Consider the following 20,883-nt stretch of genomic DNA (forward strand, 5'->3'; position numbering starts at 1 on the left):
GCCGCGGCCCATGGCCATGCGAGGCATGGCCATGAGCCGCCGGCCCCGCTCACGCCGGGACGGGCGCGTCAGGCATTGAATATGTCGTCGTCCAGGAAGTCGTCACTGCCCGCGCCGTCATCCGGCAGGCCGCGACTCAGCCCCGCATCAAGGGCATCGCCCGACGAGCGGTCGTCATTCCCGTAGTAGTTGTTGACCACGGTCGACTCGGCCGGCAGCGCGCCCGCGGCGGGCTGCCCGAGAAAGCCGCTCCCGCTCCCGTTCCCGCTATTGCGATGGAACAGGTTCTCGATGCCCTGGAACAGGAACGCGCCTCCGGCTACGCCGGCGGCCGTGGTTGCGATGCCGCCCAGCGTGCTTCCCAGGCCGCCGCCCAGAAAGCCGGGCCGGGGAGGCTGTGCCTGCACCTGTACCGGCTGGGCCGGTGGCGATACGGAGACAGGCATGCCCGACGGGGCCGGCATCACCGGGCGCGCCGCGGCCGGATCGACATTGCCGACATTGCCGACATTGCCGAAATTGTTGACGGCATTGGCGCTGCTTCCCCAGGCGTTCTCCTGGGCGAGGAAGCGGCTGGAGCCGCTGGCCTGCGCCATCTGCAACTGCGCCTGCAGCGTAGAGATCTGGGCCTTTGCCGCGATCAGCGCATGGTCAAGCAGGATGGCGCGCTGTACCAGCAGGTACGCGGCATCCGGTTGCCTGGCGACGGCATCGGCGATGAGCGCCTCTGCCTGGGGGTCCTTTGCGCCTGCTCGGGCCTGGGTCAACTGCGCCAGGAAGCCTTCCAGCGCCTGCATCTCTTGGGGGGTCATGGCACCACCTGTCCGGGTTGTCTTGAGTGTTGTCAGTCTAGGGGCCGAGACTTAAGCGAGACTTAAAAGACCGGCCCCGGCGTGATTGCGGGGTTTTGCCAGGCTGGCGGGCCCCTGTCAGGATGCGGCTCTTGCTATCAGGAAGTCCACCAGCAATCGTGCCGCCGGCGACAGGCTCGCCTCGTCGCGAAAGCAGATCGCAAAACGCCGCTGCGCCCACGCATCGGTGAGCGGGATCACCTGCACGCCAAAGCTGGCCGAAACGGGTTCGACCACCTCGCGCGGCACGATGGTAAGGCCAAGGTTCGCGCGGACGCAGCGAAGCGTGGCATCGAAGGAGGACACCACCACCCGGTACGCCATCGGCTTGCCGATGATGGCCGCGGCGCGCGCCAGCATGGTGTGCACCGCAGTCTGCCCCGGCATGCCGATGTGGTCGTAGTCAAGCGTCTGCGCGAAAGTGCAATCCGCGCGGCTGGCCAGCGGATGCGAGGGATGGACGATCGCCGCCAGGGCATCGGTGCGGTAGGGCCGGGTCTGGAATCCTTCTAGGTCCGCGGCATCCCAGCAGATCCCCAGCGATGCCGAGCCTTCGCGCAGGGACCTGACGATGTCGCGGCTGAGGCTTTCTTCCATGGTGACGCGGATATCCCGGTGCGCCGGTACCTGCAGGAAGCCCGCGATATCGTCGGGCAGGGATTCGGCCATGCACGACACGGTGGCCAGCAGCCGGACCTGGCCCTTGATGCCCTTGCCGTGGTCGGCCATGTCGCGCTCCACGCGATCGGCCGCCGCCAGCATGGCGCGCGCGTGCTCGAGCAGGATCTCCCCGGCCGCGGTCGGGATCACGCCGCGCCGGCGCCGCTCGAACAGTGTGACGCCCACGGTGTCTTCGAGTTGCGCCAGCCGCTTGCTGATGGCCGACGCCACGATGTGCTGCTGCTCGCCGGCGCGCGCCATATTGCGCGTCTCGCAAACGGCGGCGAACAGGCGCAGCGAGGTGAGGTCCAGGTCACGCATCCGCAGGCCTTGCCAGAGTTTCCGATGTGGAAATCTTACGCGAAATTCTCATCATCATTGCTCAGCTCGGGAATCCCTGCGGCGTTGTGGAATGGCTGATCCCGACGTTTTCAGGCGGAGACATTCCGATCCGGAACGTTAGTGCTGCTCCAATACCGCTTCTGGCCTCGTCGGGAACGGCATACAGTTCGCCTATCGAGCCGGAACCCCGGAGCCACCTGTGGAGACAGACCGCATGACGACACCGACCAACAGCACATCCCGCCAGGCGGTGATCCGCGAGGTGGGGCTGCGCGACGGCCTTCAAAGCATCGCTACCATCCTGCCTACCTCCGCCAAGCGCGAATGGATCCAGGCTGCCTACGCCGCTGGCCAGCGCGAGATCGAGGTCGGCTCGTTCGTGCCGGCCAGGCTGCTGCCGCAACTGGCCGATACCGCGGAACTGGTGGACTTCGCCAGGTCCATGCCGGGATTGTTCGTCTCGGTACTGGTGCCGAACCTGCGCGGCGCCGAGAACGCCATCGCCAGCGGCGCGGACCTGATGCTGGTGCCGCTTTCCGCCAGCCATGCGCATAGCCTGGCCAACCTGCGCAAGACGCCCGACGAAGTGGTGGCCGAGGTGGGCCGGATCCGCGCCGCGCGCGACGCGGCCGGCTCCCGGACGCTGATCGAAGGTGGCGTCGGCACGGCCTTCGGCTGCACGATACAGGGCCGCGTGGACCCGGAAGAAGTACTGCGCCTGATGCAGGCCTTGCTGGATGCGGGCGCCGACCGCGTCAGCCTGGCGGACACGGTCGGCTATGCCGATCCCGCCATGGTGCGAAGCCTGTTCGAGCGCGCCCGGGCCATTGCCGGCGAGCGCTTCTGGTGCGGCCATTTCCACGATACGCGCGGCCTCGGCCTGGCCAACGTCTGTGCCGCCCTGCAAGCCGGGGTCACGCGCTTTGATGCCTGCCTTGCCGGGATCGGCGGCTGTCCGCACGCCCCCGGCGCCAGCGGCAATGTCGCCACCGAAGACCTGGCTTTCATGCTCGCGAGCATGGGATTCGCGACCGGCGCCGATATCGGCAAGCTGCTTGCGCTGCGCGCGCGCGTGGCCGGCTGGCTGGACGGTGAAACCCTGCACGGCACCCTGTGGCGCGCCGGCCTGCCCAAGACCTTTTCCGCGTCGCTTGCCGATGCCGTGACCGCCTGAGAGCGACCCATGCCTACTGAACATTCCCCCTTGCCGCTTGCCGGCATCCGCGTCCTCGAGTTCACCCATATGGTGATGGGCCCGACCTGCGGCATGATCCTGGCCGATCTCGGCGCCGAAGTCATCAAGGTCGAGCCGCCGGGCGGCGACAAGACGCGCAACCTTCCCGGGCTGGGTATCGGTTTCTTCCGCTCGTTCAACCGCAACAAGAAAAGCGTCGTCATCGATATCACCACCCCGCAGGGGCAGGCCACGGCGGCAGAACTGGCCGGCCAGTGCGATGTGCTGCTGGAGAATTTCCGCCCGGGCCTGATGGCCAAATGCGGGCTGGACCATGCGACGCTTTCGGCGAAGTATCCCGGGCTGATCTACGTCTCCCACAAGGGCTTTCTTCCCGGTCCCTATGAGAACCGGCTGGCCCTGGACGAGGTCGTGCAGATGATGGGCGGTCTTTCCTACATGACCGGGCCAAAGGGCCGCCCGTTGCGCGCCGGCACCTCGGTCAACGACATCATGGGTGGCATGTTCGGCGCCATCGGCGTGCTGGCCGCCCTGCGCGAGCGCGAGCGCACCGGCAAGGGGCAGGAAGTGCAGAGCGCCTTGTTCGAGAATTGCGTGTTCCTGTCGTCCCAGCATATGCAGCAGTTTTCGATGACCGGCGAGCCGCCGCCGCCGATGCCGTCCCGCGTGTCCGCATGGAGCGTCTACGATGTCTTCACGCTGGCCGCAGACGAGCAGCTGTTCATCGGCGCCGTGAGCGACAAGCAGTTCAACAACCTGTGCGAGGTGCTGCAACGGCCCGATCTCGCCGCCGACCCTGCATTCGCCACCAACGCCATGCGCGTGGCCGTGCGGCCGGCCTTGCTGGCACGGCTTGGCGAGATTCTCAAGCATCATCGCGTGGACGAACTCACGCCCAGGCTTGAAGCCGCCGGCATTCCCTATGCGCCCATCGTGCGTCCGGAACAGCTTCTCGACGATCCGCACCTCAAGGCGAGCGGGGGACTGGCGCCGATGCAGACCGAGGATGGCGGCACCACCGACGTCGTGCTGTTGCCACTCATGATGGATGGCCGGCGCCCGGGCGTGCGCATGCCCTTGCCGGGCATCGGCGAGCACAACGAGGAAATCCTTTCCGCCCTGCGTGCGCACACGCCTGGCTGAAATCCTTCCGCCTTGCCGGACGGCTCCCGCAGCCGCACGGATCAGAACAGAAAAATATCTGGAGACAAGCATGGCCCCCTTTCTTTCACGCAGGGCAGTACTCGGCATCGCTATCCCGGCGCTGGCGTTCGCGCTCGCCGTCCCGGCCGCTCCGGCGGCGGCCGAAGGCACCGGCCGGCCGGTGCGCCTGATCCTGCCGATCAGCGCCGGCTCGGGCGTGGACGCCATCGCCCGCGCTGCCGGCCCCTCGCTGGGCAGGAACCTCGGACAGCCCGTGGTGATCGAGAACATTCCCGGCGCGGGCGGCATAGCCGGCGCAGCCGCGGTGGCCAAGGCCCCGCCCGACGGCAGCACGCTGGGACTCGTTTCCAACAACCACGTCATCAACCCCAGCGTCTACAAGAAGATGCCGTTCGATGCGATCAAGGACTTCACGCCGATCAGCGTGATCGGCTCGACGCCGCTGGTGCTGGTGGTCAATCCCAAGGTTCCGGCGAAGAACGTCCAGGAACTCGTTGCGCTGTTGAAGGCCAGGCCGGATGCATTCAACTATGCATCGTCAGGCAATGGCACCATCATCCAGCTCGCCGCCGAAATGTTCCTCGAGGAGGCGCACGTCAAGGCCCGCCACGTTCCCTACAAGGGTACCGGGCCGATGATCACCGACCTGATCGCCGGCCAGGTGGAGATGGGCGTGGTGGCGCTCAATGCCGTCGCACCGCACCTGAAGAGCGGCATGCTGCGCGCGATCGGTCTCTGCGGCGCAACGCGTTCGCCCGCGGCGCCCGAGATCCCCACCATCGCTGAACAAGGCCTGCCGGACTATGCCGTCGAGGGATGGTTTGCCGTCGTGGGCCCGGCAGGCCTGCCGCCCGCCGAGGCCAGGCGCATCCAGGCGCTGTTTGCAAAGGCATTCACCAGCCCGGAGGTTCTGGATGCGATGAAGAAGCAGGGCAATACGATCAATCCGGGCACCCCGGAAGCGGCCGCCAAGTTCTTCCAGAGCGAAGCGGCGCGTTATGCGGCATTGGTCAAGAGGGCCAACGTGACCAGCGAGTGACGAACCGGGGCGGGAGCCGGCTCGCGCTCCGTATCCGGCGCCCTTGCCCATGGGCTTCGGCACGGATCGAATGCCCGCGCGGGGCTGGCCACGCGTCAGCCGCAATGCTTGCGGACGAAATGCTCGCGGATGATCGAAGTGATATAGAGCCGGCCGGTGCTCTCCAGCATGCCGACGCGGCGCTCGAGCTGCTTTCCCGGAATCGGCAACAGGCGTAGCGCCGCGTCGCTGCGCCACGCGAAGTTGTGCAGCACCGGCACGATCGAGACGCCCGCGTTCTGCCGCACCAGTTCCACGATGGCGGGCAGCGAATTCATCTCGACGATTTCGTTCGGCTGCACGTCGCACCGGCGCAGGAGCTGGTCGATCTTGATGCCGGTGGTCGCGGCGCGGTCGAAGCGGATGAAAGGCTGCGTGCGCAGCAGGGCGACGGCGTCCGCTCCGGGCGGTGCGGCCCTGGCGCTGGCAATCAGCATCAGCGGCTCGTCGTACAGATGCGTCCAGGTGGCTTCCCGTGTCTCGGGCCTGGGCATTTCGATCAGGATGGCGGCGTCCAGTTCGCCTTCCAGCACCTTGGCCTGCAGTTCGAGCTGACGGCCATTCATGATGCGGATATCCAGCGCGGGATACTGCGACTTCAGCTCGACCACGCTGGTGGCCAGCGCGCCCATTGCGGAGACGATCGCGCCGATGGTCACGGTGCCGGCAATCTCGCTTTCGCCAACCTGGTCGGCGAGCATGCTTTCGTAGTCCTTCACCAGCCGGCGTGCCCGCGCGATCAGCGCCACGCCCGCGGGCGTGAAGGTGACGCCGCGCCTGGAGCGGTCGAACAGCGGCCGTTTGCATTCGTCTTCCAGCGCCTTCATTTGCGAGCCTACCGCCGCCGGCGTGAGGGCGACGCGCTCGGCAGCCGCGGCAAACGAGCCGAAGTCGGCAACCGCGACGAAGGTCTTCAGCATGCGGATTGTGTTCATGGGAATGACCGGTGGCTGGGGATGGCGCTGGAAGCACGCACGGGGACTGGGTGAGGCGCCAATGGTAAAGCGTTACTTTATTGTTGGTAAAAAGAAATTCATTTTTCTTTTATCTTCGATTCGTCAAGAATGGGATGGCTGGAGCACAAGCCGTCCACGCCGCCCGCGTCCCCCAAGTCCCCGGACCGGCCCGGGCCGGCCGCACGAGAACGGCGCTCCCAGCTTGCGCAGACCGACAGCCAGAACGACAACGAGCTAGAGCGAGACAGCCCCCCGATGATGGTGAACCCCAGATTGCTTAAACAGTGGAGCCCGGCCGCAGCGCTGCTGGCGGCCACGCTTTTCTTTTCCCATGGCGCGCGCGCCGCGAACGCCTGCGAATCGCTGGCGGATATCGGCCTGCCGGACGTGAAGATGACGTCCGCCGCGATGCAGGCCGCCGGAGCGCTGGCCCTGCCGAACGGCCACAAGATCGACAATCTCCCGGCGTTCTGCCGGGTGGCCGGCCAGCTCAGGCCCACGCCGGACTCCGACATCGGGTTCGAGCTCTGGATGCCGCCCGCCGAGGCGTGGAACGGCAAGACGCTGGTGGTCGGCAACGGCGGCTACGTCGGCTCGATCCGCTACGACGAACTCGAGCCGGCCATCCGGCGGGGCTACGCGGTGATCTCGAGCGACAGCGGCCATGTGGACGCCGCCGGGTACCGCAACGAGAACCTGAACTGGGGCGTGGGCCACCCGGAGAAGATCGCGGACTGGGCCTATCGCTCGGTCCATGCCGCGGCGGCGGCGTCGCGCGCCATCGTCAGGACATTCGAGCGTCGCGACGCTTCCCACGCCTACTACTTCGGCTGCTCGACCGGCGGCGGGCAGGGCCTGATGGCCGCGCAGCGCTACCCCGACGACTTCGACGGCATCATCGCGGGCGCGCCCGGCAACAACCGGACCGCGTTGAACCAGGGCTTCCTGTGGGGAGCGACCCAGAACCTCAAGACCAAGGCCGGCTATATCCCGCCGTCGAAGCTGCCGCTGATCAACCAGGCGGCGATCAGCGCCTGCGACGCGCAGGATGGCCTCGCCGACGGGCTGATCGGCGATCCGCGCCAGTGCCGCTTCGATCCCAAGGTCCTGCAGTGCAAGGACGACGCCGACGGCGCGCAATGCCTGACCGGGGCGCAGGTAGATACGCTCAGGCGCCTGTACGCCGGTGCGCAGAACCCGCGCACCAGGGCGCAGATCTACCCGGGCTGGCCGGTGGGCAGCGAGTTCGGCTACCTCGGCGGCTGGGGCTATGCGATCGAAGGACCGCAGGCGTTCCGCACCGAGTTCTTCAAGGATTGGGTATTCAAGGATGCCAATTGGGACTGGCGCTCGTTCGACTGGGACCGTGACGTCGCCATCGTGAAGGCGCGCATCGGCGCCACGGTGGATGCCACTGATCCCGATCTTGGCGCATTCCGCAAGCGCGGCGGCAAGCTGATCCTGTACCACGGCCTGGCGGACCCGATCGGCAATGCCTACGACACCATCCAGTACTACGAGGCGGTCGGGAAAACCGTCAGCGACACGCCGGCCTTCGCGCGCCTGTTCCTGGCGCCGGGCATGGGACATTGCCGCAGCGGCATCGGCCCCAATGCGTTCGACGCCATCGGCGCGCTGGAGGACTGGGTGGAGAAGGGCCAGGCGCCCGCGCGCATCGTCGCGCTCAAGGCCGATGCCACCGACAAGGTGGGGGGGCTGGCGAGCAGCGCGGCGGTGAAGGGCAATGCAGGAAGGACGCGGCCGCTGTGCGCCTATCCGCAGGTGGCACGCTACAAGGGCAGCGGCAGCATCGACGACGAGCGCAACTTCACGTGCGCTGCGCCGCTCTGAGGCATGAAAGAAGGCCGGGCGCGAAGTCTGCGCCCGGCCTCGATGACGGCAGGCGCGGCGGCAGGAAGGCTTCCCGCCGCTGCGCGCCGGCTTAACCCGGCAGTCCTTCGTAGGTCACCAGGAAGACCTGCTCCTCGCCCGCGCTGACCGGCAGCCAGATCAGTTCGAGGTTGGGGAAAGCCGCTTCCACATTGGCATGCTCATTGCCGATTTCCACCACCAGCACGCCACCCGGGTTCAGCCGCGCCTTGGCGCCGGCGATGATCCGGCGCACCACGTCCATGCCGTCGTCCCCACCCGCCAGCGCGATGCGCGGCTCGGCGTGGTACTCGGCCGGCAGCGCCTGCATGGAAGTCTCGTTGACGTAGGGCGGGTTGGTGAGGATGACGTCGTACCTGGCGCCTGCGGGCAGCGGGGCGTAGAGGTCGCCCTCGTACAGGCTGATGCGGTTTTCCATCTTGTAGTCGGCCACGTTGCGGCGGGCGACTTCCAGCGCGTCGGGCGAAATGTCGACCGCGTCGATGCGGGCTTCGGGCCAGACGTGGGCGGCAATGATGGGCAGGCAGCCGGAGCCGGTGCAGAGCTCCAGCACCGGGCCGATATCGGCGATATCGCCCACCCACGGCTCGAGTCCTTCCTGGAGCAGCTCACCGATGAAGCTGCGCGGCACGATCACGCGGGAGTCCACGTAGAAGCGCAGGCCGTGCATGAAGGCTTCGTTGGTGATGTAGGCGGCGGGCACGCGTTCGGTGACGCGGCGCTCGATGACTTGCAGCACGGCCTCGACTTCCTCGGGCAGCAGGCGCGCGTCGAGAAAGGGATCGAGCGTGTCGAGCGGCAGGTTGAGCGTGTGCAGGACCAGGTAGGCGGCTTCGTCGTAGGCGTTGGCGCTGCCGTGGCCGAACGACAACCTGGCCTTGGTGAAGCGCGAGACGGCCAGGCGCAGCAGGTCGCGTACGGTTTGCAGGGGGGAGGGCGTAGCCATGGTGCGGTGGTCCAGGTATTCAGGTCAGTCAGGTCAGGCGATCAGGCGATCAGGCGATCGAGCACGCCGCGGTAGACGTTCTTGAGCGGCTCGATGAAGCGCACTTCGACGTGCTCGTCGATCTTGTGGATGCTGGCGTTGGGCGGGCCGAACTCGATGACCTGCGGGCAGATCCTGGCGATGAAGCGGCCGTCGGAGGTGCCGCCGGTGGTGGAGAGCTCGGTCTTGACGCCGGTCTCCGCCTCGATCGCGCCGCTGAGCGCTTCCGAGAGTTCGCCGCGCGCGGTCAGGAAGGGTTCGCCGCCCAGGGTCCAGGCCAGCTCGTAGTCGAGCTGGTGGCGCTCGAGGATGGCGTGCACGCGCGCCTTGAGGCCTTCGGGGGTGCTGGCGGTGGAGAAGCGGAAGTTGAAGTCGACGGTGATATGGCCCGGGATCACGTTGGTGGCACCGGTGCCGCCGTGGATGTTGGACATCTGCCAGGTGGTGGCGGGGAAGTATTCGTTGCCTTCGTCCCAGCGCTCGTTCACCAGCTCGGCCAGCGCGGGCGCGGCCAGGTGGATCGGGTTCTTCGCCAGGTGCGGGTAGGCGATATGGCCCTGCACGCCCTTGATGGTGAGCTTGCCCGAGAGCGAGCCGCGGCGGCCGTTCTTGACCATGTCGCCAAGGGTGTCGACCGAGGTGGGCTCGCCGATCACGCAGTAGTCCAGGCGCTCGCCGCGCGCCTTGAGCGCTTCCACCACCTTGATGGTGCCGTCGTGCGCGGGGCCTTCTTCATCGCTGGTGATGAGGAAGGCGATGGAGCCGGCGTGGGCGGGGTGCTGCTGCACGAACTCTTCGGTCGCCACGACGAAGCCGGCGATGGAGGTCTTCATGTCCGCGGCGCCGCGGCCGTAGAGCTTGCCGTCGCGGTGGCTGGGCTGGAACGGGTCGGAGCCCCATTGCTCGAGCGGGCCGGTGGGCACCACGTCGGTGTGGCCGGCGAAGGCCAGCAGCTTGCCGGCCTTGCCCTGCGTGCCGCGCTTGACGGCCCACAGGTTGGTGACGCGGAAGTCGTCCGGGCCGCTGACGATCCACTCGCATTCGAAGCCGATGGCCTTGAGGCGGGTTTCGAGCACGGCCTGGCAGCCTTCGTCGGCGGGCGTGACGGAGCGGCGGCGGATCAGGTCTTCGGTAAGGGCGAGGGTGGGGTTCATGATGGCGAGTCTGCGGCGTCGGGGCCGAGGTTCGGAATAGGGGTGTCGGGCGTGGAGTCTACGCCTTTGTCGATGCTGGCCGGCGTACCCCGGAGCTGACGGCGAACAATCGGCCGCCAGCCCTGCGATAGCCGCTTAAAACAGGCCGGCGTAGTTGTCTGCCGAGAACCCGACGGAAATCTTCCCGCCGTGATCGAGCACCGGCCGCTTGATCAGCGAAGGGCTTTGCTGCATCAGTGCGATGGCGCCGGCTTCGTTCTCGGCGCGCGCCTTGTCGGCATCCGACAGCGCGCGGTAGGTGGTGCCCTTGCGGTTGAGCAGCGTGGCCAGCGGCACGTGCCTGAGCCAGCCGCGCAGCAGCGTTTCGTCCACGCCTTGCTTCTTGAAGTCGTGGAAGTCGTAGGCCACGCCGTTGGCGTCCAGCCAGGTGCGGGCTTTCTTGACGGTGTCGCAGTTGGGGATGCCGTAGAGCAGGACGGTCATGATGTGCGGTGCGCCTTGGATGGCTTAGCGGAACAGCATTAACGGAACAACAGGTTCAGTGCGATGACGAGCCCGCCCAGGCCCAGCGCCACGCCGGCCATGGCCACGCTGGTCATCAGGCGCAGGCGGCGGTCCAGGCGCGCGGCTTCCTTGCGCAGGGCCTCGATGGTGATGGCGTGCTGCTCGGCCAGCATCTTGACGGCTTCGGCCTGCTGCACGGCGGCGGCTTCGAGCTCGGCGATGCGGGCGGCGACGGAGCCATCGCGCGCCTCGAGGGATTCGGGCCCGGCATGCTCGGGCGAACCATCCTTGCGCCGGCCTTTCTTGATCTTCTCGATGGTCTTGTTGGCCTGCTCGAGAATGGTTGGCAGAAGGGACAGCACGGTGCTGACGGTCGCGGGATCCAGGGCCATGAGTCGCTTGCGCAAGGGGTGCATCGGTCTGACGGCGGAGCCTGCGCGGGCAGGCGCCCGCGCAAGCTCCGCGCTAGGCGCGATCAGTCGCCGCGCAGCAGGTCGTTCAGGCTGGTCTTGGCGCGGGTCTGCGCGTCCACCTTCTTGACGATCACGGCGCAGTACAGGCTGTACTTGCCGTCCTTGGAGGGCAGGTTGCCCGCCACCACCACCGAGCCCGCCGGCACGCGGCCGTAGTGGATCTCGCCGGTTTCGCGGTCATAGATCTTGGTGGACTGGCCCAGATACACGCCCATCGAGATCACCGAGTTCTCTTCGACGATCACGCCTTCCACGACTTCCGAGCGGGCGCCGATGAAGCAGTTGTCTTCGATGATGACCGGGTTGGCCTGCAGCGGCTCGAGCACGCCGCCGATGCCGACGCCGCCGGACAGGTGGACGTTCTTGCCGATCTGCGCGCACGAACCGACGGTGGCCCAGGTGTCGACCATGGTGCCTTCGTCGACGTAGGCGCCGATGTTGACGTAGGAGGGCATCAGCACCGCGTTCTTCGCGATGAACGAGCCGCGGCGGGCCACGGCGGGCGGCACCACGCGGAAGCCACCCTTGGCGAAGTCGTCGGCGGTCCAGCCGGCGAACTTGGTCGGTACCTTGTCATAGAACTGGGCGAAGCCGCCGGCGCTCATCGGCGCGTTGTCTTCCAGGCGGAACGACAGCAGCACGGCCTTCTTGATCCACTGGTTGACGATCCAGTCGCGGCCTTGCTTCTCGGCCACGCGCAGGGCGCCGGTGTCGAGCTGGCCGATCACGGTGGCCACGGCTTCGCGGATGTCGTTGGGGGCCGACTTGGGCGAGAGGCTGGCGCGGTCTTCCCATGCCTGGTCGATCAGGGCTTGCAGTGCTTGCGTCATATGCGTGTTTTCAGTGGTTGATCGTTGTCTACAACAAAATTCGGGGCAGCCGCGTTCGGCGTTCAGCCGAGCGACTTGCAGAAGGCGACGATGCGGCGCGCGCCTTCCAGGCATTCCTCGGGCGTGGCGACCAGCGCCATGCGCACGCGGTTGGCGCCGGGGTTGATGCCGTCGGCCTCGCGCGCCAGGTAGCTGCCGGGCAGCACCGTGACGTTCTGCTCGGCCAGCAGGCGGGTGGCGAACGCGGTATCCGTCAGGCCGGTGCGCGAGACGTCGGCCCACAGGTAGAAGCCCGCGTCGGGCAGCGCCACGTCGAGCACCTCGGCCAGCATCGGGGTGACCTCGGCGAACTTGCGCACGTAGGCGGCACGGTTGTCGCGCACGTGGGCCTCGTCGTTCCAGGCCGCCACGCTGGCGGCCTGCACGGCGGGGTTCATGGCGCCGCCGTGATAGGTACGGTATAGCAGGAATTTCTTGAGCAGGGCGGCGTCGCCGGCGACGAAGCCCGAGCGCAGGCCCGGCACGTTGGAGCGCTTGGACAGGCTGGAGAACATCACCAGGCGCTCGAACGGGTGGGCGCCTTCGGCGCGGCCCAGCTTGCGCGCGGCTTCGAGCGCGCCCAGCGGCGGCTCGCCTTCCTTGAAATAGATTTCGGAATAGCACTCGTCGGAGGCGATCACGAAGCCATGGCGGTCAGACAGCGCGAACAGCTCGCGCCAGTCGTCCAGCGACAGCACGGCGCCGGTCGGGTTGCCCGGCGAGCACACGTAGACCAGCTGCACGCGGGCCCAGGTCTCGGCCGAGATGCGGTCGAACGCCGGGGCGAAATTGCGCGCCGGGTCGCTGTTGGCGAACACCGGCGTGGCGCCGGCCAGCAGCGCCGCGCCTTCGTAGATCTGGTAGAACGGGTTCGGGCACAGCACCAGCGCGCCGGGGCGGCTGGCGTCGACCACAGTCTGGGCGAAGGCGAACAGCGCTTCGCGCGAGCCGGTCACCGGCAGCACCTCGGTGGCGGGATTGACCGCCGGCAGGTTGTAGCGGCGCTGGAGCCACGCCGCTATGCACTGTCGTAGTGCATCGGAACCGGCCGTTGTGGGATAATTCGCCAGCCCCGCCAGCGAGTCCGTGAGCGCCTGCTTGATGAATTCGGGCGTGGGATGCTTGGGTTCGCCGATGCCGAAGCTGATCGCGGGCAATGCGGCGTTCGGCTTCACGTTGGCCACCAGCGCCCGCAGTTTCTCGAACGGATAGGGCTGGAGCAGGTCGAGTCGGGGGTTCACGGTCAGGTTCGGGCCGCCAGGGCCAAGGCTCAAAGCCGGACATTATAGAGGATTGCCGGGCTCTCCCGCGCTCTGTGCGGGGGTTCGGCGGGCTTCCCGGCAACTTGGCGCGGGGCCGGCGCCGCTGGCGGCCGCCCGTTCCCGCACCATCGATTTTCCTTTGTCGTCACAAATCAACCGCCACGCCGGCGGTTCCTTTCGTTTTTATGAGCAATCTGCCTACCTCATCCGCCTTGTCCGCCGCCCCGGCCGACGCGCACGGCTTCAAGTCCGCGCTGTCGATCCTGCTGGGTGCCTCGGTCTGGGGCATCGCCTGGTTTCCCTACCGCGTGCTGGCCGGCTGGGGCCTGGGCGGGATGACGGCGGCGGCGCTGGTGAGCGCGGCGGCGGCGGCAATCGCGCTGCTGTCCTTTGCCCGCCACCTGGGCGGGCTGCGCTGGTCCTGGCTGTTCGTGGCGATCGGGCTGGCCGCGGGGGTGACCAACGCCGGCTTCGTCTGGGGCAGCGTCAACGGCCATGTGATGCGGGTCCTGCTGCTGTTCTACCTGACGCCGGTGTGGACGGCGCTGTTCGCACGCCTGTTCCTGGGCGAGAAGCTGTCCGCCGCGGGGCTGATGCTGGTGGCGCTGGCGCTGGGGGGCGCGGGCCTGATGCTGTGGACGCCCGAAGTCGGCCTGCCGCTGCCGGCCAAGGCGGCGGAATGGTCCGGCCTGGTGGGCGGCATGGGTTTCGCGGTCAACAACGTCTTGTCGCGCCGGGCCGGGCAGCTCTACCCGGACATGGACGCGCGCCTGCGCACGATCATGGTCTACCTGGGGTGCACCGCGGTCGGGCTGCCGTGCGCGCTGTGGCTGGAGCCGGGTGGCATGGCGCTGGCGCCGGCGATCGGCTGGGGCGGCCTGGCCCTGGTGCTGGGCCTGGCCGCCACGCTGGTGCTGAGCAATTCGGTGGTGCAGTATGGGCTGCAGCGCCTGCCGGCCAACCGGGTCTCGCTGCTGATGCTGTTCGAGATCGTGATCGCGGCGGTGTCGTCGTGGTGGCTGGCCACCGAGACGCTGAGCTGGAAGGAAGCCGCCGGCGGCTTGTGCATCGTGGCGGCCGGGGCCTTGTCCGGACTGGTGCATCGTTCGCGGCGCAAGGGCGAGGACGCGGGCGAATGCGTCTTGCAGCCGCAATAGGCGCCGGGCCGCGTCAGCTTCGGCAAGCGCTCAGTACAGCATCGCCCGCGAAACCACCGCCACCAGCGGCTTGCGGATGGCGCGCTCGACGCCGGCGTGCAGGTCCAGCGGGCGCAGCAGCATCTTCACGGTCATGTCGACCGGCAGGTTGCGGCGGATCACCGCGCTGACCCGCGAATTGAGCCGGCGCACATCCTTCTGCGGGATATCCTCCGCGCCGCGCTCGATGCGCAGCACATTGCGCAGCGCGATCTCCGCATCCTCGTTCTTGATTTCCAGCAGGCGGCGCACCAGCGCGCCCAGCACGCGCAGCCGGCCCAGCCGTTCGAGATCGTTGAAGGTATTGAAATAGCGGTAGAAGTGCTTGTAGTGGCGCACTTCGTCGTTGGCGATGCGGCGCGTGAGGTTGCGCAGCACCGGTTCGTCGCTGGCCTGCTCGAGCGAGCGGTAAAGCGCGGCGGTACCGGTCTCCACCACGCAGCGCGCGGCCATCTCCAGCGCCTCGGAGGGTTCGAATTTGTCGACCGAGCAGGTATGGCGGTATTCGTCGAAGAAGCGGGCATAGCCGCGCTCCCAGTCGAATCCAGGCCACACATGCTCCACATAGCGCCGCAGCGCCAGGCCATGCTGGAGTTCCTCGGCTTCCCACTGCCCGGAAAGCCAGCCGGACGCCTCGGGGTTGGCGGCGTAATAGCTGGCGAGGTTGCCCGCGTAGGTGTCGGAGCCACTTTCGACGAAAGAGGCGGACACCAGCAGGTAGAAGAGTTCGCGGTCCGGACGCACGCGGGCCACATCGATGGCGGCGAAGTCGATTTCGCCGATGGACCAGGGCATGCGTTGCCTGTCATCACCGGCGCCGGGGCCGGTCAATCTTTCGTCTGAGGTCGCCAGAATCGAGGCGGTCATGCTGAACACTCCCAGAAGTGTCGCGGAGCGCGGACTCCGCGTTGGGCCGGAGACGCCGTTTTGCGTCACCTGCCCGCTCGACAGGATTTGGTTGCAATGGGCATCAGGGATCACGCTGACTATGGAGAGACTAGCACTAACCCTTAGAAGTTTCCCGCCGCTCCCCTGTCACTTGCCCGCCACCTGTTGCCGCCGCGCACGGAGGGCAGGCGCCGGGCGGCGCGATGCCTGGTCCGAGTGTAGGGCGCGGACCGCACAAAGTGAATCGGACGGGGCTTAACGGGGCAGTGGAAAATGGCCGCCCATGCGGCCCGGAAAGCGCCCGGGCGTGGAAGGCGCGATGGTATGATTAGCGCCAACTATCGGGCACAAGAGCCCGGCGCGAGGCCCAGACGGCACGCGCCGACTGCCTCTGCGCTGTCCCGCCTTTCCTGAACGCTGCAATACCCTAGATACCCCACGACCAACCGTGCGACTGTCCTCGATCAAGCTGGCGGGCTTCAAGTCCTTCGTCGATCCCACCAATTTTCAAGTGCCCGGCCAGCTGGTCGGCATCGTCGGTCCCAACGGCTGCGGCAAATCGAACATCATCGATGCGGTGCGCTGGGTGCTGGGCGAGTCACGCGCATCCGAACTGCGCGGCGAGTCCATGCAGGACGTCATCTTCAATGGCTCGACCGCCCGCAAGCAGGCCGGCCGCGCCAGCGTCGAGCTGGTGTTCGACAACCCCGAAGGGCGTGCCGCCGGGCAATGGAGCCAGTACGCCGAGATCGCCGTCAAGCGGGTGCTGACCCGCGACGGCACCTCTTCGTACTACATCAACAACCAGGCGGTGCGCCGGCGCGACATCCAGGACATCTTCCTGGGTACCGGCCTCGGCCCGCGCGCCTACGCCATCATCGGCCAGGGCATGATCTCCCGCATCATCGAGGCCAAGCCCGATGACATGCGGATCTTCCTGGAAGAAGCGGCCGGCGTTTCCAAGTACAAGGAGCGCCGCCGCGAGACCGAAAGCCGCCTGTCCGACACGCGCGAGAACCTGACCCGCGTCGAAGACATCCTGCGCGAGCTCGGCGCCAACCTGGAGAAGCTCGAAGGCCAGGCCGAAGTGGCCCAGCGCTTCAAGACCCTGCAGGCCGACGGCGAGGAAAAGCAGCACCTGCTGTGGCTGCTGCGCAAGAACGAGGCGCAAGCCGAGCAGGAGCGCCACCAGCGCGCCATCGAGCAGGCCCAGATCGACCTGGAAGCGCAGACCGCGCAGCTGCGCCACGTCGAGGCGGAGCTCGAAACCATGCGCGCTGCGCATTACGCGGCCTCGGACAACATGCACAGCGCGCAGGGCGCGCTGTATGAAGCCAACGGCGAAGTCAGCAAGCTCGAAGCCGAGATCCGCTATGTGGTGGAGTCGCGCAACCGCGTGCAGGCGCAGATCGCCGCGCTGAGCGCGCAGCGCGAGCAGTGGCAGGGCAAATCCGAGCAGGCCACCGACGGCCTGGCCCAGGCCGAGGAAGAGCTGGCCGTGGCCGAAGGCCGCACGGTCGAAGCCCAGGAAGCGGTGGCCCACAAGACCGACGAACTGCCCACGCTGGAAGCCCAGTGGCGCGATGCCCAGACGCTCTCCAACGAGCAGCGCGCCAGCATCATGCAGGCCGAGCAGGCCCTCAAGCTCGAAGCCGCGCAGCAGCGCAGCGCCGACCAGATGCTGCAGCAGCTCGAGCAGCGCCGCGAGCGCCTGTCCGGCGAGGAAAAGGGTCTCGACCGCCCCGACGAAGTGCGCCTGGAAGAACTGCGCGCCGAGCTGGCCGAGCAGGAGGCCGTGCAGGAAGAAACGCAGGCGATCCTGGCCGATGCCGAGGAAAGCGTGCCGCGCCTGGACGGCGAGCGCCGCGCCGCGCAGGCGCGCGTGCAGAGCGAGGCTGCCGCGATCTCCTCGCTGGAAGCGCGCCTGTCCGCGCTCAGGCAGCTCCAGGAGAGCGTGCAGACCGAAGGCAAGGTGCAGCCCTGGCTGGCCAAGCATGGCCTGGCCGAACTGCCGCGCCTGTGGAAGAAGCTCCATATCGAGCCGGGCTGGGAAAACGCGCTGGAATCCGTGCTGCGCGAAAAGCTCGCCGCGCTGGAAGTCTCCAACCTGGACTGGATCAAGTCCTTCCTGTCCGACGCGCCGCCCGCCAAGCTGGCCTTCTATTCGCCGCCGCCGGCCGCGCGCCCGCAGGAAACCCCGGCCGGCCTGCGCCCGCTGATGGCGCTGGTGCAGATCACCGAGCCCGGCATCCGCGCCGTGATGCAGGACTGGCTGGCCGATATCTACACCGCCACCGACATGGCCCAGGCCATGGCCGCACGCGGCACGCTGCCCGAGGGCGCCAGCTTCGTGGTGGCCGAGGGTCACCTGGTCGGCCGCAGTTCGGTGCAGCTGTACGCCGCCGATTCCGAGCAGGCCGGCATGCTGGCCCGCGAGCAGGAGATCGAGAACCTGCAGAAGCAGGCTCGCGCGCAGATGCTGCTGGCGGACGAGGCCAAGTCCCAGGCCGTGCGCGCCGAGGCGGCCTACACCCACGCCAGCGCCGTGCTGATCGATGCGCGCAGCCGCAGCGAGCAGGCCACCCGCCGCGTGCACGCGCTGCAGATGGACGTGCTCAAGCTGTCGCAGGCGATGGAGCGCTACGCCGCGCGCAGCGGACAGATCCGCGAGGAACTCGACGAGATCCGCGCGCAGATCGAGGAGCAACGCGCCATCCGCGCCGAATCCGAGGCCAGCTTCGAGCAGCACGACGCCGCGCTGGCCGAGATGCAGGCCACCCACGAAGACCACCAGATGGCCTTCGAAGCGCTGGACAGCAAGCTGTCGTCGGCCCGCCACCAGTTGCGCGATTTCGAGCGCGCCGCGCAGGAAGCGCTGTTCGCCGAGCGCAACCTGGCCAACCGCATCGAGGAGCTGCGCCGCAATATCCAGACCGCGGGGGACCAGTCCGAACGGCTCGAACAGTCGCTGGAAGACGCGCGCGCCGAGCTGGAGACCATCAACGAGCAGACCGCCCACACCGGCCTGCAGGAAGCGCTGGAGCGCCGCGCCGAGAAGGAAGAAAAGCTCCAGCTCGCCCGCACCGAGCTCGATGCGCTGTCGGCGCAACTGCGCCAGTACGACGACCAGCGCCTGGCCGCCGAGCGCAGCCTGCAGCCGCTGCGCGACCGCATCACCGAGTACCAGCTCAAGGAACAGGCCGCGCGCCTGAACCAGGAGCAGTTCAGCGAGCAACTGACCACGGCCGAGGTCGATGAAGCCGCGCTGGCCGAAAAGCTCTCGCCGGACCTCAAGCCTTCCTACCTGCAGGGCGAAGTCACGCGCCTGAACAACGCGATCAACGCGCTGGGCCCGGTCAACATGGCCGCGCTCGACGAACTGGCCGCGGCGCGCGAGCGCAAGACCTTCCTCGATGCGCAGTCGGCCGACCTGCTCGACGCCATCACCACGCTGGAAGATGCGATCCACAAGATCGACCAGGAAACCCGCGCGATGCTGCAGGGCACCTTCGACCAGGTCAACCACCACTTCGGCGAGCTGTTCCCGTCGCTGTTCGGTGGCGGCCAGGCCAAGCTCATCATGACCGGCGACGAAATCCTCGACGCCGGCGTGCAGGTGATGGCACAGCCCCCGGGCAAGAAGAACTCCACCATCCACCTGCTGTCGGGCGGCGAGAAGGCGCTCACGGCGATTGCGCTGGTGTTCGCCATGTTCCAGCTCAACCCGGCGCCGTTCTGCCTGCTCGACGAGGTGGACGCGCCGCTGGACGACGCCAATACCGAGCGCTACGCCAATATGGTGGCGCGCATGTCCGACAAGACCCAGTTTGTCTTCATTTCCCACAACAAGATCGCAATGGAAATGGCACATCAGTTGATTGGCGTGACGATGCAGGAGCAGGGCGTGTCGCGTATCGTCGCGGTGGACATGGACGCAGCGATCTCGATGGCGGAGGCAGCATGACGCTACAGACTGCCCTCATCGTCGCAGGCGTGGTCCTGCTGCTGCTGGTCGTGGCCTATAACCAGTGGCAGATCCGCAAGGCACGCCGCCCGCGCGCGCTGCAGCCCGAAGACGACCTGCCGCCGATGCGCGAGCCGGTGGTCAATCCGGTGGTGACGCCGGAAGTCCACGCCAAGCTGCACGAGGCCCCGGCAGACCGCCAGCCCGAGCGGCGCGAACCCACGCTGGGGACGTCGCCGCCGGATGCCGCCGCCGTGGCGGCGAGCATGGCCGCCGCGTCCGCGGCGACGGCGGACGCCGACGAGATCGTTGCCGACGAACTGGCCATCGCTGCCGCGCCGGCGTCCGCGCATGCGCAGCGCGAGCCTGGCGATGTGGCAGCCCAGGCCACTTCCGCTGCGACCTCGCAAGCGGCCCCCCATGCAGCATCGCAGGCCGGGGCGGCGGACGAGCATGCGCACGCCGCGCACGCCGAGGCGGAGGACGATACCGTGCCCGCCGCCGAGGCGCCTGCCGCACCGCGCGAGCAAGCAAAACCCGCTGCGCGCGAGCCCGAGCCGCTGGTGGCCGACGGCCAGCCCGCGCCGGCCGTCATCGATCCGCTGATCGACTGCATCGTGCCGCTGCACCTGGAGCGCAAGCAGTCCGGCGACCGCATCCTGCCGCTGACCGGCCGCCTGCGCCGCGCCGGCACCAAGCAGGTGCACCTGGAAGGGCTGCGCGCCGAGTCCAATGCCTGGGAAGCGGTCACCGCCGGCCACCAGTACGAAGACCTGCAGGTGGCGGTGCAGCTGGCCAATCGCGGCGGCGCGCTCAACGCGCTCGAATTCTCCGAGTTCGTCAACGCGGTGGAAGCGCTGGCCGAGTCGCTCGACGCCTCGGCCGGGCTGCCCGACATGAGCGAGACCGTGGCCAATGGCCGCGAACTGGACGCCTTTGCCGCCAGCTGCGACGTGCAGCTCGGCGTCAACGTGATCTCCGACGGCGCGCCGTGGTCGGCTGCCTACGTGCAGACCGTGGCCACGCAGGACGGCCTGGTGCTGTCGCGCGACGGTACCCGCTTCACGCGCTACCAGCCGGGCCCGGACGGCATGCAGCGCGCCCTGTTCACGCTGCAGTTCGGCGACACCAACTTCCTGCGCGACGATCTCACCGCCAAGGCCGGCCGCCAGATCACGTTGCTGCTCGACGTACCGTCAGCGGCACAGGCGACCAAGCCGTTCAAGACCGTCTGCGAGTATGGCTACAGCCTGGCGCAGCGCATGGGCGCACAATTGGTGGACGACAATATGCATCCGCTGAGCGAGGCATCCTTCGTCGCCATCTTCGGCCACCTGCAAGCGCTCTACGACAAGCTCGAGGCACGCGGCATGCCTGCCGGCTCGCCGGTGGCGCTGCGCTTGTTCAGCCTGTGATTTTCTGCCTGTGATTTTCAGCCCCTGACCGGCAACG

The 20,883-nt window shown here is 67.8% G+C and carries 17 protein-coding genes; 7 read left to right on the top strand and 10 right to left on the bottom strand.

What is annotated here, in order from left to right; all coding sequences use genetic code 11:
• Positions 1-68: 68 nt before the first annotated feature.
• Together AB4Z48_RS08380 and AB4Z48_RS08385 are read right to left on the bottom strand one after the other, a co-directional pair.
• A complete protein-coding gene (locus tag AB4Z48_RS08380) occupies positions 69-812 on the bottom strand; it encodes a DUF2076 domain-containing protein (RefSeq protein ID WP_441613450.1) in 744 nt (247 codons plus the stop codon).
• A 117-nt stretch (positions 813-929) separates the two neighbouring features.
• Positions 930-1,832 (bottom strand): LysR family transcriptional regulator, encoded by a 903-nt coding sequence (locus AB4Z48_RS08385; RefSeq protein WP_441613451.1) that lies wholly within the window; start codon positions 1,830-1,832, stop codon positions 930-932.
• Positions 1,833-2,067: 235 nt separating this feature from the next.
• On the opposite strand from AB4Z48_RS08385, the gene AB4Z48_RS08390 reads away from it, so the two are divergent.
• From AB4Z48_RS08390 to AB4Z48_RS08400, 3 genes are all read left to right on the top strand, one after another.
• Complete coding sequence (locus tag AB4Z48_RS08390; RefSeq protein WP_441613452.1) at positions 2,068-3,027, top strand: hydroxymethylglutaryl-CoA lyase; 960 nt, start codon at positions 2,068-2,070, stop codon at positions 3,025-3,027.
• 9 nt (positions 3,028-3,036) lie between these two features.
• Entirely contained in the window at positions 3,037-4,191 is a 1,155-nt protein-coding gene (locus AB4Z48_RS08395; protein WP_441613453.1) for a CaiB/BaiF CoA transferase family protein, read from the top strand.
• Between the two features lie 70 nt (positions 4,192-4,261).
• Complete coding sequence (locus tag AB4Z48_RS08400; RefSeq protein ID WP_441613454.1) at positions 4,262-5,251, top strand: tripartite tricarboxylate transporter substrate binding protein; 990 nt, start codon at positions 4,262-4,264, stop codon at positions 5,249-5,251.
• A 95-nt stretch (positions 5,252-5,346) separates the two neighbouring features.
• Here the strand turns inward: AB4Z48_RS08400 and AB4Z48_RS08405 are convergent, their stop codons facing one another.
• Positions 5,347-6,225 carry a LysR family transcriptional regulator gene (locus AB4Z48_RS08405; protein WP_441613455.1) on the bottom strand — a complete coding sequence of 293 codons (879 nt, stop codon included), beginning with the start codon at positions 6,223-6,225 and terminating at the stop codon, positions 5,347-5,349.
• A gap of 129 nt (positions 6,226-6,354) precedes the next feature.
• Here AB4Z48_RS08405 and AB4Z48_RS08410 point away from each other — a divergent pair, with 129 nt between their 5' ends.
• Positions 6,355-8,097 (top strand): tannase/feruloyl esterase family alpha/beta hydrolase, encoded by a 1,743-nt coding sequence (locus tag AB4Z48_RS08410; protein WP_441613456.1) that lies wholly within the window; start codon positions 6,355-6,357, stop codon positions 8,095-8,097.
• Positions 8,098-8,188: 91 nt separating this feature from the next.
• Here AB4Z48_RS08410 and prmB read toward each other — a convergent pair whose 3' ends face one another.
• The 6 genes from prmB to dapC all read right to left on the bottom strand — a co-directional run bounded on the left by prmB (position 8,189) and on the right by dapC (position 13,362).
• Complete coding sequence (gene prmB / locus AB4Z48_RS08415; RefSeq protein ID WP_441613457.1) at positions 8,189-9,082, bottom strand: 50S ribosomal protein L3 N(5)-glutamine methyltransferase; 894 nt, start codon at positions 9,080-9,082, stop codon at positions 8,189-8,191.
• A 41-nt stretch (positions 9,083-9,123) separates the two neighbouring features.
• Positions 9,124-10,275, bottom strand: a complete 1,152-nt coding sequence (dapE, locus tag AB4Z48_RS08420) for a succinyl-diaminopimelate desuccinylase (protein ID WP_441613458.1) — start codon at positions 10,273-10,275, stop codon at positions 9,124-9,126.
• Between the two features lie 135 nt (positions 10,276-10,410).
• On the bottom strand, positions 10,411-10,758 hold the full coding sequence (locus tag AB4Z48_RS08425; RefSeq protein ID WP_441613459.1) for an arsenate reductase: 348 nt from the start codon (positions 10,756-10,758) through the stop codon (positions 10,411-10,413).
• 38 nt (positions 10,759-10,796) lie between these two features.
• Positions 10,797-11,171, bottom strand: a complete 375-nt coding sequence (locus AB4Z48_RS08430; RefSeq protein ID WP_441613460.1) for a hypothetical protein — start codon at positions 11,169-11,171, stop codon at positions 10,797-10,799.
• Positions 11,172-11,254: 83 nt separating this feature from the next.
• On the bottom strand, positions 11,255-12,082 hold the full coding sequence (dapD, locus tag AB4Z48_RS08435; protein WP_441613461.1) for a 2,3,4,5-tetrahydropyridine-2,6-dicarboxylate N-succinyltransferase: 828 nt from the start codon (positions 12,080-12,082) through the stop codon (positions 11,255-11,257).
• 62 nt (positions 12,083-12,144) lie between these two features.
• Positions 12,145-13,362 (bottom strand): succinyldiaminopimelate transaminase, encoded by a 1,218-nt coding sequence (gene dapC, locus AB4Z48_RS08440; protein ID WP_441613462.1) that lies wholly within the window; start codon positions 13,360-13,362, stop codon positions 12,145-12,147.
• 206 nt (positions 13,363-13,568) lie between these two features.
• On the opposite strand from dapC, the gene AB4Z48_RS08445 reads away from it, so the two are divergent.
• The gene (locus tag AB4Z48_RS08445; protein WP_441613463.1) at positions 13,569-14,540 is read left to right on the top strand and encodes a DMT family transporter; all 972 of its coding nucleotides are present in this window, start codon (positions 13,569-13,571) and stop codon (positions 14,538-14,540) included.
• A gap of 30 nt (positions 14,541-14,570) precedes the next feature.
• On the opposite strand, the gene AB4Z48_RS08450 is transcribed toward AB4Z48_RS08445, so the two are convergent.
• Entirely contained in the window at positions 14,571-15,374 is an 804-nt protein-coding gene (locus AB4Z48_RS08450) for a ferritin-like domain-containing protein (protein WP_441613464.1), read from the bottom strand.
• A gap of 541 nt (positions 15,375-15,915) precedes the next feature.
• Between AB4Z48_RS08450 and smc the strand changes: the two genes are divergently transcribed.
• Together smc and AB4Z48_RS08460 are read left to right on the top strand one after the other, a co-directional pair.
• Complete coding sequence (smc, locus tag AB4Z48_RS08455) at positions 15,916-19,431, top strand: chromosome segregation protein SMC (protein WP_441613465.1); 3,516 nt, start codon at positions 15,916-15,918, stop codon at positions 19,429-19,431.
• Entirely contained in the window at positions 19,428-20,846 is a 1,419-nt protein-coding gene (locus AB4Z48_RS08460) for a cell division protein ZipA C-terminal FtsZ-binding domain-containing protein (protein WP_441613466.1), read from the top strand. Before smc ends, AB4Z48_RS08460 begins: the two co-directional genes overlap by 4 nt.
• Positions 20,847-20,883 lie beyond the last annotated feature (37 nt).

This window comes from Cupriavidus sp. 2TAF22, from assembly GCF_052115045.1.
GTDB lineage: Bacteria > Pseudomonadota > Gammaproteobacteria > Burkholderiales > Burkholderiaceae > Cupriavidus.

Coding starts and splice junctions, on each gene's coding strand:
- AB4Z48_RS08380 (WP_441613450.1), bottom strand. CDS start 812: ATGACCCCCCAAGAGATGCAGGCGCTGGAAGGCTTCCTGGCGCAGTTG.
- AB4Z48_RS08385 (WP_441613451.1), bottom strand. CDS start 1,832: ATGCGTGACCTGGACCTCACCTCGCTGCGCCTGTTCGCCGCCGTTTGC.
- AB4Z48_RS08390 (WP_441613452.1), top strand. CDS start 2,068: ATGACGACACCGACCAACAGCACATCCCGCCAGGCGGTGATCCGCGAG.
- AB4Z48_RS08395 (WP_441613453.1), top strand. CDS start 3,037: ATGCCTACTGAACATTCCCCCTTGCCGCTTGCCGGCATCCGCGTCCTC.
- AB4Z48_RS08400 (WP_441613454.1), top strand. CDS start 4,262: ATGGCCCCCTTTCTTTCACGCAGGGCAGTACTCGGCATCGCTATCCCG.
- AB4Z48_RS08405 (WP_441613455.1), bottom strand. CDS start 6,225: ATGAACACAATCCGCATGCTGAAGACCTTCGTCGCGGTTGCCGACTTC.
- AB4Z48_RS08410 (WP_441613456.1), top strand. CDS start 6,355: ATGGGATGGCTGGAGCACAAGCCGTCCACGCCGCCCGCGTCCCCCAAG.
- prmB (WP_441613457.1), bottom strand. CDS start 9,082: ATGGCTACGCCCTCCCCCCTGCAAACCGTACGCGACCTGCTGCGCCTG.
- dapE (WP_441613458.1), bottom strand. CDS start 10,275: ATGAACCCCACCCTCGCCCTTACCGAAGACCTGATCCGCCGCCGCTCC.
- AB4Z48_RS08425 (WP_441613459.1), bottom strand. CDS start 10,758: ATGACCGTCCTGCTCTACGGCATCCCCAACTGCGACACCGTCAAGAAA.
- AB4Z48_RS08430 (WP_441613460.1), bottom strand. CDS start 11,171: ATGGCCCTGGATCCCGCGACCGTCAGCACCGTGCTGTCCCTTCTGCCA.
- dapD (WP_441613461.1), bottom strand. CDS start 12,082: ATGACGCAAGCACTGCAAGCCCTGATCGACCAGGCATGGGAAGACCGC.
- AB4Z48_RS08445 (WP_441613463.1), top strand. CDS start 13,569: ATGAGCAATCTGCCTACCTCATCCGCCTTGTCCGCCGCCCCGGCCGAC.
- AB4Z48_RS08450 (WP_441613464.1), bottom strand. CDS start 15,374: ATGCCCTGGTCCATCGGCGAAATCGACTTCGCCGCCATCGATGTGGCC.
- AB4Z48_RS08460 (WP_441613466.1), top strand. CDS start 19,428: ATGACGCTACAGACTGCCCTCATCGTCGCAGGCGTGGTCCTGCTGCTG.